The sequence below is a fragment of the uncultured Acetatifactor sp. genome (genome assembly GCF_948601915.1).
GTDB lineage: Bacteria > Bacillota > Clostridia > Lachnospirales > Lachnospiraceae > Acetatifactor.
In genome coordinates this window covers 1-10,380 of the sequence record NZ_CAPDXS010000167.1, presented here as the reverse complement: position 1 = coordinate 10,380, position 10,380 = coordinate 1, and the positions used below count along the sequence as shown (strand labels likewise).

Below are 10,380 nucleotides of genomic sequence, written 5' to 3'. Positions count from 1 at the left end.
ACAATCTCCCGGAGATTTGCAGATACCCCTGCCGCATCGTCCACCGTGCAGTCATACACCGTATGTCCCTGCTGCCGCAGCATCCAGGCCACCGCGTCCTTCACCCTCCTGGCCTCGGTGGACTCCCTGATGAAGCCTATGGCTCCACAGGCCGTCCTTCCGTCCGCATTGTGCCCGGCATGTACGTTAATTCTCATAGTCTGCTCCTTTCTGTATATCGACATTAAAAACAGGGAGCCCGTAGCTCCCTATCATTATATGTCCTTATTCCCTGCCCGGTTCCAGGCTCCGCTGCCTGCCCTTTTACGTCAGGCTCCGGCAGGCTCCGCAGCGCCTCATGGAGTCCCGTGGATGCCCTGTCCCGGCAGGGTAAGCGGCCCTGCTTAACGCTATGACCCGCCGCCGTCCCCCTTCCTCGTGACCACATAGTACCGGCCGAACTGCCGGAAGGCATACCGGTCCCCGTCGAAAAGGGGCAGCTCCTCAGCCACGATGACATAGACAGCGTCTTCCGCGAAGTCAACGGCAATGTCATATATCTCATGATAGATATACCTTTCCCGGTAGGGCAGCCCGCCCTCCGGCACGCTCTTCCCCTGAAAATACGCCGCGTCCACATCGCACCAGAACAAAGTCAGGATTTCGGTGAGCGCTGTGTGCTGCCCTGTGCCCACCGTGATATAGAACTTCTCCGCTCCGCTCCCTTTCAGGGAGGAGACCGCTTCCCCGAAATCCCTGCGGAAATGCCCCTCCATCTCCTCCGCATAGCCGGTGAAGTACATGTTCACGAACAGGAGGAACGCCCCCGCGTAGGCTGTGGCCATGCCGAGCTTCAGCTGCGGCAGGCGTATGCTGCGGACGACCTCATAGATGCCGTATCCCGTCAGAATCATGATCGGATAATAGATGATGTTCAAGCGGTTCACATTGACGGTATTGGTGGCAATCCCGCACCAAATGCCGGTTCCCAGGAAGATGCCCAGGATGGCCGCGCCCGTCTCCCCCCGCAGCCTGCGCCACAGCCCGAATAGCCCCAGGGCGGCGAAAGGGGCGGAAAAAAGATACATCGTCCCGAAATCCTGCACGTCATTCCACGGCAGGTCCTTGCCCTGCAGGACCGTGACCCGAAGCAGCGCCCTGATATTCTCCCCCAGCTGGGAAAGGATGTCCGGCGAGAAGAACAGGATGTCGCCGGAGCGCACGCTGTCCGGGAAAAAGGGCAGCGTGAACAGGGGCGTCTCCACCGTATCCCACCGGAAGAAGTTGATGGCCATGACAGCGATAAAAGGCCATGCCACCAGCAGATAGACCGCAGCCGACAGCAGCACATCCGCCGGGGACACCTTCCCGGACGCCAGCAGATAGATGCAGGAAGCCAGCAGGAACACCGGCATCGTGTAGATGGAGACCCCGTAGCAGTACATGCACAGCCCGAACGCCGCCATGGACGCCAGCAGATATCGCCGCCGCTTCCCTCCCAGGAAGGCCCTGTTCAGCAGGAACACCCCCGCCATGAAAAAGTGGGAATACAGATTGCAGTCCAGCGCCCAGCGGCTCTGGAGGATATGCCACGGGTTGATCGCCGCGAACCAGAGCACAATCAACGCCGCATTTTTGCCAAAGGCGTCCCTGACGAATCCGTACAAACAGCCAAGCCCTGCCAGGCTGACGAGCAGCAGCGGCAGCCTGGCCGTACAGGCTGACAGGCCGAACAGACCGATAAACGGAGCCATCAGGTAGGAGAGCAGGGCGCTCATCTGTCCATAGCCCCACGCGGTCAAATGCACGGGAAGGCGCATCCCGAACCGGTCCGTCCCGTATTCCGCAAGCGCTTTCCCATCCACCGCCGCCATGGCCCCGTCCTGGTTGAAGCCCCCCGGAACCAGGCCGAACCGGTAAATCCTGACAGCTACCGCCGTGAGCACCGCCAGGGCCAGCAGGATCCGAAAGGCCCTCGGGGAAATATGCAGTTCTACGGCCTTATAGCCCTGCTTTCTTTCTGACAGGCACATCCTGTACGCGCTTATCACGCTGAGGATCGCCCCTGCCCAGAACAGCACATCATTCAATATCAGCATAAGACCCCCGTTCCCCGTTTATCAAAAGCAGCCCCGCCAGCACAGGCAGCGACTGGATGAAGGGAAATACATACCGCATCTGGACCACAGGCCCCAGCAGCAGCGTCCCCATGTAGAGCAGCGGAAACAGGCAGAGTACAGCCTGCTTTCTCTGCCGCCGGTACAGGAACGCAAGCCATACCAGAAAAAGGGCCCAGAAGTAGAAGGCGCTCTTGAACAGCAAAGATATGACCGGCCAGTCGTAATACGCATTCCCGCTGACGACCTTTTCCAGCTGCTCTTCCAGCCACGGGAGCTTCGACTCATGGAGGATCTCCGTGCCATCCTCCAGAAAGCCGATATTTTGGGTGTAGACCGTGCCCAGCCGCCCCTCCGTGCCATATCCCAGGCATTCCGCATACGACCTGTCGTCCGGGAACCAGTACCCTCTCGTCAGCTCCAGGAACGCGTCCAGATATTCGTTGGGATAGCGGATGCCCAGGCGGAACCAGTCCGCCAGCAGCTGTCCCATATGCCCCTCCCAGGCCCCGCCGAACGTGGTCACCGCCACATTCCCCTTCACCCCGTCCGAAATGGGGGGATAATAATTCGCCCAGTATTCATGCGGGACATAATGGTTCAGCGTCTGCCATGTCTCCTCGTCCAGCCCTTCCCCGTGGTAGTATCCCACCCTGGCGAACTGCTGAATGGGCACGCTGAACATTTCCACCTTCGCGATTTCCATCTCTGTGCCGATAGCGGCCCTGATCGCCTTCTCGGTCCCCTTCCCTCCCGCCACCAGCAGGACGCACAGCAGGAGCACCCGCAGCCTCTCCTTTCCCGCCGCCAGGACCCAGCATACGCCGAATGCCGCCACTGCGTAGATACAGTTGTTGCGAAACTGCATCATCAGGCAGCCCTCCGCCACCAGCAGGACGGAAAGCGCAATCCGCCGCTTCCCCCGGCTGAAGAAAAAGCATTCCCCCAGAAGCAGGACGAACAGCAGAAAAAATGTGCCGAACAGCACATCCTTGGTGGCGCAGAGCGCCAGCACGGAATTCAGCGGGAACACGCCGAAGAACAGGATCCCTGCCGCCACTGTCCAGGGTCTGCGCAGGATACGGTACAGGAACGCGCAGGCATATCCCGCCGCCAGCGAATAGACCAGCATCTGGAACAGCGCCATACAGGCCATCCCTGCCTGAAGGTCCCCCAGGAGCCGCCCCAGCCGAAGGAACAGCCAGATTAGCCATGTGTGGGCGATGGGCTGGTAGGGCCAGAACCAGGTGAACCCTTTCGAGGCCTCGTCCAGCTGCCTGTGGAAGTCATAGGACATGATGACCGGATAATAGGCCAGCCACACCGGAACCAGGCATAAAAATACGGCGGCCGCGCTGATGCCGAAGACCTTCCCGGATTTCCATTTTCCCTGCCCCTCCTGCACCGGCCCCCGCAAAGGAATCCTCTCAGCAGCGGAAAACAGCATATTTGTAAACGGGAACACGGCTATTCCCAGACATCCGCCCCGCAGCAGGATCAGGAGCTTTCCCCTCACTCCGGCTCCGGTCATGCCGAAATTCTGAAGCTGGTATCCCATGATCATGGCAACGGAAAACAGGAAGCTGACCATGGCCCCATACCTGACCCTGCGCCACAGCAGCCTTTTGTCCGCCATCTCCCCCAGCTGCCTCTCCGTCCGGCCCAGCAGCCCGAACAGCAGGAGCATCACAGGCGCGCTGAGCACCGAAAAGGACGCATGGATAATCCCCGCTATGCTCCACAGATAGCAGACCCCGTAAGTCCCCGCGAACGCACAGATTCCCCTCCGCCATATCTTTGCACTCTTCCACTGCCTTTTTATGTCCATATCACCCTTACCCTCTTATCCACGGCCATTCTGCCCTCAAAACAAAAATAACGATAAACCCTGCTCTCGCAAGACTTATCGCTATCCAATGCGGAAGATGGGACTTGAACCCACACGACATTGCTGCCACAAGATCCTTAGTCTTGCTCGTCTGCCAGTTCCGACACTTCCGCATATGCACTGCACAAAAAATATATTAACACCATATGCGCAAAAAGTCAATTCCTTTTTTGAATTTTCTTCCACGGCCTGTCTTTCCACTTGTCTTTCTTCTATAGATATGCTAACATACCTAACATATAAAGCAAGTATCGCACGATATATGCCGCCCGCCAGAGGGCGGCGGAATGGAGATCATCATGAAGAAACGGATCGCGTCCCTCCTGCTCATCACATTCTCGGCCCTGCTGCTGGCAGCCTGCGGCTCCTCCGGCTCCATCGTCCTCCCCAAGGAGGGCTATGCCCAGGGCGCGGCAGGCGATACCATGCGCACTTACTTTTTCGACTTCACCCTGAATGAAGCCTATACCTGCAGCAGATATGAGGGCTACATCCCCACCCCGGGCTACGACCTGCTGGCGGCGGAGGTCACCGTCAAGAACACCTTTCAGGAGGGCATCACCATGTTCGACTGGGACTTCGTCGTGCTCTACGCCGACAATGCCGGCGAGGAACAAATCTACGACTATCCCATCACTTCCTACGAAGACCTGGAAATTCCGGAGGCCGCCCGGGAGACCCTTCTGCCCTCAGAGTACGCTCTGGAGAAAGGCGAAAGCCTCACCGGGCTCCTCCTGTTCGAGGTGCCTGCCGGAGACACGGAGTTCACTGTCTCCTACCTGGAATCCTTTGAGGACGACACCACGGGCGACACCTTCTCCGTGGACATCGCTGCCACCCGCAGGTAATGCGGCATCGCCAGAACCGCCCGCTCCACCTCCTGTTCCACCCATCGCTGCCAAGCGCAGGTAACGCGGCATCCCCCGGCCCCGGGCATTATTCTCCAAAGAACGCCTTGAAGGCCTCCACGGCGTACTTCGTGTCCTTCACTCCCGCAGTCTCCACCGCGGAGTGCATGGCCAGCTGGGGCAGGCCGATGTCCACTGTGGACAGGGACACATGGGAGGTGGAGACATTGCCCAATGTCCCGCCGCCGGGGATGTCCGAGCGGTTGGCATAGGCCTGGCAGGGCACCTTGGCCTTCTCGCAGATGCTCCGCATCCTGGCCGCCGACACGCCGTCCGTGGCATACCGCTGGCTTCCGTGGAATTTGATGACGAGCCCCCTGTTCAGGTAAGGCCGGTTGGTGGGATCCGCCTTCTCCGGGTGGTTGGGGTGCACCGCATGGGCATTGTCCGCGGATATCAGGAAGCTGTCCGCTATCAGGCGCAGGACGCCGCCCCTGTCAAGCCCCATGCCCTCCCCGATCCGCCACAGCGTATCCTCCAGGAAGGTGGAATCCGCTCCCTGCTTGGTGCCGCTCCCCACCTCCTCGTTGTCGAATATGGCGCAGACATTTATGTAGTCCACCGGCGCGCTCTCCGCAAACCCCTTGGCGGAGGCGTACACGCACTGCAGATCGTCCAGCCTGGGGGAGAGCAGGAACTCCCCTCCCTCCCCGAATACCCTGCCCCTGTCCCTGACATAAAGGAACAGGTCGTGGCCCAGGATATCCTCCTGCTTCACGCCCACGGCCTTTGCCACGCGCCTCAGCAAGGGGCTGCTCTTTTTCGCGCTGCCGCACTCCCCGTAGAGAGGAAGCATATCCATCTGGGGATTATATTCCACCCCCTTGTTCATCTCGCGGTTCATATGGATGGCCACATTGGGGATCACGCACAGATCCTTCTCGATGTTCACCAGCCTGGTCTCCATCCCCGCCTTTCCCCTTACGATCACCCGCCCCGCCACGGACAGGGGCCTGTCCAGCCATGTGGACAGAATCATGCCGCCGTACTTTTCCGTGTTCAGCTTCAGATAGGCGGCCTCCACGGCCATCTCCGGGGCCTCTTTCACCTTGAACGCAGGGGAATCCCCATGGGCTGCCGAGATGTGGAAGCCCTTCGGCGTGTCCGTCTGGGGCATGCGGAAAGCGATCAGGGAGGAATCGTTCCTGGTCACATAATATCCCTGCCCGGGTTCCGTCTCCCACTTCTCCGTCTCCTTCAGCTCCCAGAAGCCCAGTCCGGCGAACACTTCCTTCAGGTTCGCCACTGTCTGGAAAGCGGTAGGGCTCTTCTCGATGAACTCCAGCAGTTCCTTCGCGCACTTTTGATATTCCTTCATCATATTCTCACCCGCTCACTCCGCCTTTCCGTATACGATATTCCCTGCCATCTCCCGGGCCTTCTCAGGGCCGCAGAAGATGCCTGCGATGGCCAGGGCGAAATCCATGGCCGTCCCCATGCCCCGTGAGGTGACCACATGATCCGAAATCTCCACCGGGCCCTCCGTGACCTGGGCGCCCTCCAGATGGCTCTCAAAGCCGGGGTAACAGCAGGCCCTCCTGCCCTTCAGGATTCCCCTGTGCCCAAAGATGCTGGGGGCGGCGCAGATGGCCGCAATGTATTTCCCCGCGGCATGAAAAGCGTCCACCTGCTCCATGAGCCCCCCGTGGGCCTCCAGGTGCTTCGTGCCCGGCATGCCCCCAGGCAGCACCAGCATGTCATACTCCGAAAAATCCGCCTCCCCGTACATTTTGTCCATCCGGACAGGGATGCCGTGGGAGCCTGTGACCTCCTGCTGCTCCATCACCGACACCGTCTCCACCTCCAGCCCGCACCTGCGGCAGATGTCCACCACTGTCAGCGCCTCGATCTCCTCATAGCCTGTCCCGAAGAAAACCGCTATCTTTTTCATTTCCGTCAACCTCTCTTCCATAAGATTATTTATTTATACTGCTTAACGCTTTCACTTGCCATGAAACCAGACTGCATAACGCTGACTGGTTCAATCGCATGATTACATTAGGCAGCATTCAGCGTTATGCAGTATAAATTATTTATTTTCAGTATACACATTGTTGTCAAATATTTCAATTAGCGCTTTAGAATTTTTCGAAAATGTGTTATGATTAAGTTACAGTTCCGTCGATTTACGGGCAAAATGATTCTCTGCCGCCATAGACGCCAGGCTGTGCCCGATTCGGAAAATGACAGAGAGAAAGGAAAGACTATGGAAATAGAGCGCAAATTCACCATCAAGGAATTGCCCGCCGATCTGGAAAGCTACCCCTTCCGCCATATCGAGCAGGCTTATTTGAATGCGTCGCCCGTGGTGCGGGTCCGCAAGGAGGACGACGAGTACTACCTGACCTACAAGGGAAGCGGCATGATGGCCAGGGAGGAGAGCAATCTGCCCCTGAACAGGGAAGCCTATTACCATCTGCGCGGCAAGGCGGACGGCAAGATCATCTCCAAGAAACGGTACCTGATCCCCCTGCCCAACCCGGGCTTCCGAGGGCGGCCCGGCATCCCCTGTCCGCCTTCGGACTATTCCCTGACCATTGAGCTGGACATCTTCGACCCGCCCTTCGCGCCCCTGGTCATGGCCGAGGTGGAGTTCGGAAGCAGGGAGGCCGCCGAATCCTTCCTGCCCCCGGCCTGGTTCGACGAGGACGTCACCTACCGCCAGGAATACCACAATTCCTATATGGCACTGCAGTCATAGGGCGCAGGCAGCAGTGAATTCTGAAAGGAGAAAGGAGAGCCAGGTGGCATTTGCACACGAAAGGATCTATACGATAGACGATATCTACGCCCTGCCGGAGGGACAGAGGGCAGAACTGATCGACGGCCATCTGTACATGATGGCCCCGCCGAATTTCAGGCACCAGAAATTAGTCATGGAGCTGTCCGCTGTTATCCACCGGTATATAAAAAATCACGGTGGAGACTGTGAAGTCCTCCCTGCTCCATTCGCCGTCTTCCTAAATGAAGATGACCGAAACTATGTCGAACCCGACATTTCAGTGATATGCGATAAAGACAAGCTGAATGACAAAGGATGCAACGGAGCTCCCGATTGGATTATTGAAATCGTATCACCCTCAACCCAGCAGATGGATTACGGCATCAAACTCTTTAAATATCGCACTGCGGGCGTTCGGGAATACTGGATTATAAACCCAACCACACGCATCGTCAATGTATATGACTTTGAGAATGAAAAAGCCACTTGTCAGTACCGTTTTGATGATGAAATTCCCGTTTGCATTTATGGGAATCTCAACATCCATATTTCCAGCCTCTTATAAAAAAGCAAGCCGCCCTGCTCCTTGGCCGGAAGGGCGGCTTTCCTCGTCTCCTGCGGATAACAGGACTTGAACCTGCACGTCGGGGGACACCAGAACCTAAATCTGGCGCGTCTGCCAATTCCGCCATATCCGCATAGCGCTGCCGTAGGCCGAAATCCTGCAGCAACTATATCGATTATACATACTATCCGGGCCTCTTGTCAAGCCGCCGCCTACATCTCATGAGATTTTTTTGCGGCAGTTTTTCCGCCGGATTTTTCGATTGCCCATAAGCCCTGAGAAAGCTGCGCTCTCCCCCATGGCTTTTGCTACTTTGATGCCTCTGGAACATCCTCTCCGGGATGCTTTTCCCCGATATGCCGGATGATCCGTTTATTGATCCGCACCAGGAAAAAGGTGCTCAGGCCTAAGCTCACCAGCTCGGCGATGGGGAAGGCCCACCATATCAGGTTCACGTTGCCGCTTAAGGAGAACAGCCACGCCACCGGCAGCAGCACGCAAAGCTGCCTTGCGATGGAGACGCACATGCTGTACACGCCGTTCCCCAGGGCCTGGAACACGCTGCCCACCACGATACAGTACCCGGCAAAGACAAAGCTCAGGCAGATTGTCCGTAGGGCCGGAATCCCTATCACCAGAAGGTCCGCGGAGGCCGCGTCCGCATCGAACATGCCTATCAGCTGCCCGGGGAACAGCTCCATGGCCGCCAGCCCCGCCAGCATGATGCACACGGCATAGATGATGCTGCTCTTCATGGCCTTCACCACGCGCTCCCGCTTCCCGGCGCCGAAATTGTAGGCGATGATGGGCACCAGGCCATTGTTCAGGCCGAACACGGGCATGAAGATGAAGCTCTGGAGCTTGAAATAGATGCCGAACACCGTCTGGGCCACGCCGTAGGCCTCCAGGATCAGGTTCATGCCATAGGTCATCACAGAGCCGATTGCCTGCATGACGATGGAGGGGATGCCCACCTTATAGATATTCCCGATCAGGCCCATATCGGGCTTAAATCCGCGAAAGGATATGCGCAGCTCCTTATTGTATTTCAGGTTGAACACGATGGCCAGCGCCGCTGCCACTATCTGCCCGATGACCGTCGCCGCCGCTGCCCCTGCCACGCCCATGGCCGGGAAACCAAGCAGACCGAATATCAGAATCGGATCCAGGATCAGGTTCGTGACGGCTCCCGCCCCCTGGGTAATCATGGCATAAATCGTCTTGCCCGTGGACTGGAGCAGCCGCTCGAAAGCCATCTGCATGAAGATGCCGACGCTGGCCGTGCAGCAGATGGTCAGGTAAACCGTCCCATAGTCTTGCACCTCCTGAATGGAGGTCTGGCTGGCGAAAAAAGGCCGGCTCACAAAGATACCGATCAGGGCGAACACCAGGAAGCCCACGAATTCGATAAATACGCCATTGACGGCAATCCGGTTGGCTTTCTCGAGCTCCCCCTCCCCCAGCGTCCTGGACAGGAAGGAGTTGATACCCACCGCAGTGCCCACGCCCACGGCAATCATCAGGCTCTGGATGGGAAAGGCCAGCGACACCGCCCGCAGGGCGTATTCGTTGACCCGGGACACGAAGATGCTGTCCACGATGTTGTAGAGCGCCTGCACCAGCATGGAGATCATCATGGGCAGGGACATGGACAGCAGGAGCCTGTCCACAGGCATGACGCCCATCTTGTTCTCCGGCTGTGTATTCTGTTCTTTCTGCATAGGTATATCCTCTCTTTCCTCTGTAATGATTCTTGGCATGGTAAACGGTTTCCCGCAGAATCCTGTTGGATTTAATGTGAACTGCAGAATGGGTCTGACGACTATTATAACTCTCCGCTCCGCGGTTTTCAAGCGCAAATTTTCCTTCCCCGGAACTTTAAGGGAAATTTGCCGAAAAAATTTCGAAAAAAATTTGGCGAGTATGAGATAAAACTGTTGACAAACGAAAGAATATACGTTAAAATATGATTCGTTGGTTTGAGTGTGACAGCCGACATGTGTCCGTAGCTCAGCTGGATAGAGCAACGGCCTTCTAAGCCGTGGGTCGGGGGTTCGAATCCCTTCGGGCACGTTGGGGACGTTTAGGCCGTCTGTTGGTACGGGCAAGGGTTCCATGAAAGATGTGGTGGGTATAGCGCAGTTGGTTAGCGCGCCAGATTGTGGCTCTGGAGGCCAAGGGTTCGAATCCCTTTATCCACC

General features: G+C 57.4%; 8 protein-coding genes, 4 tRNA genes and 1 pseudogene. 5 read left to right on the top strand and 8 right to left on the bottom strand.

Features of this window, described 5'->3' with window-relative positions:
• The 4 genes and pseudogenes from Q2B33_RS20995 to Q2B33_RS20980 all read right to left on the bottom strand — a co-directional run.
• Positions 1-197, bottom strand: a pseudogene (locus tag Q2B33_RS20995) (N-acetylmuramoyl-L-alanine amidase); the annotation flags it as partial.
• Positions 198-389: 192 nt separating this feature from the next.
• The gene (locus Q2B33_RS20990) at positions 390-2,078 is read right to left on the bottom strand and encodes a glycosyltransferase family 39 protein (RefSeq protein WP_300784639.1); all 1,689 of its coding nucleotides are present in this window, start codon (positions 2,076-2,078) and stop codon (positions 390-392) included.
• Complete coding sequence (locus Q2B33_RS20985) at positions 2,062-3,924, bottom strand: DUF6020 family protein (RefSeq protein ID WP_300572213.1); 1,863 nt, start codon at positions 3,922-3,924, stop codon at positions 2,062-2,064. Before Q2B33_RS20985 ends, Q2B33_RS20990 begins: the two co-directional genes overlap by 17 nt.
• 89 nt (positions 3,925-4,013) lie before the next feature.
• A tRNA-Leu gene (locus Q2B33_RS20980) sits at positions 4,014-4,097 on the bottom strand.
• A 186-nt stretch (positions 4,098-4,283) separates the two neighbouring features.
• On the opposite strand from Q2B33_RS20980, the gene Q2B33_RS20975 reads away from it, so the two are divergent.
• Positions 4,284-4,832 carry a hypothetical protein gene (locus Q2B33_RS20975; RefSeq protein WP_300572211.1) on the top strand — a complete coding sequence of 183 codons (549 nt, stop codon included), beginning with the start codon at positions 4,284-4,286 and terminating at the stop codon, positions 4,830-4,832.
• A gap of 88 nt (positions 4,833-4,920) precedes the next feature.
• On the opposite strand, the gene Q2B33_RS20970 is transcribed toward Q2B33_RS20975, so the two are convergent.
• Positions 4,921-6,213 (bottom strand): M18 family aminopeptidase, encoded by a 1,293-nt coding sequence (locus tag Q2B33_RS20970; protein ID WP_300572209.1) that lies wholly within the window; start codon positions 6,211-6,213, stop codon positions 4,921-4,923.
• A 12-nt stretch (positions 6,214-6,225) separates the two neighbouring features.
• Positions 6,226-6,804: a DJ-1 family glyoxalase III gene (locus Q2B33_RS20965; protein ID WP_300815814.1), complete on the bottom strand. Its 579-nt coding sequence runs from the start codon at positions 6,802-6,804 to the stop codon at positions 6,226-6,228.
• A gap of 294 nt (positions 6,805-7,098) precedes the next feature.
• Between Q2B33_RS20965 and Q2B33_RS20960 the strand changes: the two genes are divergently transcribed.
• Together Q2B33_RS20960 and Q2B33_RS20955 are read left to right on the top strand one after the other, a co-directional pair.
• Positions 7,099-7,593, top strand: a complete 495-nt coding sequence (locus Q2B33_RS20960; protein WP_296472231.1) for a CYTH domain-containing protein — start codon at positions 7,099-7,101, stop codon at positions 7,591-7,593.
• Positions 7,594-7,636: 43 nt separating this feature from the next.
• Positions 7,637-8,179: a Uma2 family endonuclease gene (locus tag Q2B33_RS20955; RefSeq protein WP_296472232.1), complete on the top strand. Its 543-nt coding sequence runs from the start codon at positions 7,637-7,639 to the stop codon at positions 8,177-8,179.
• Between the two features lie 51 nt (positions 8,180-8,230).
• Here the strand turns inward: Q2B33_RS20955 and Q2B33_RS20950 are convergent.
• A tRNA-Leu gene (locus tag Q2B33_RS20950) sits at positions 8,231-8,312 on the bottom strand.
• 175 nt (positions 8,313-8,487) lie between these two features.
• Entirely contained in the window at positions 8,488-9,900 is a 1,413-nt protein-coding gene (locus Q2B33_RS20945) for an MATE family efflux transporter (protein ID WP_300572205.1), read from the bottom strand.
• Between the two features lie 278 nt (positions 9,901-10,178).
• Here Q2B33_RS20945 and Q2B33_RS20940 point away from each other — a divergent pair.
• Both Q2B33_RS20940 and Q2B33_RS20935 read left to right on the top strand, forming a co-directional pair.
• Positions 10,179-10,252, top strand: a tRNA-Arg gene (locus Q2B33_RS20940).
• A 54-nt stretch (positions 10,253-10,306) separates the two neighbouring features.
• A tRNA-His gene (locus Q2B33_RS20935) sits at positions 10,307-10,380 on the top strand.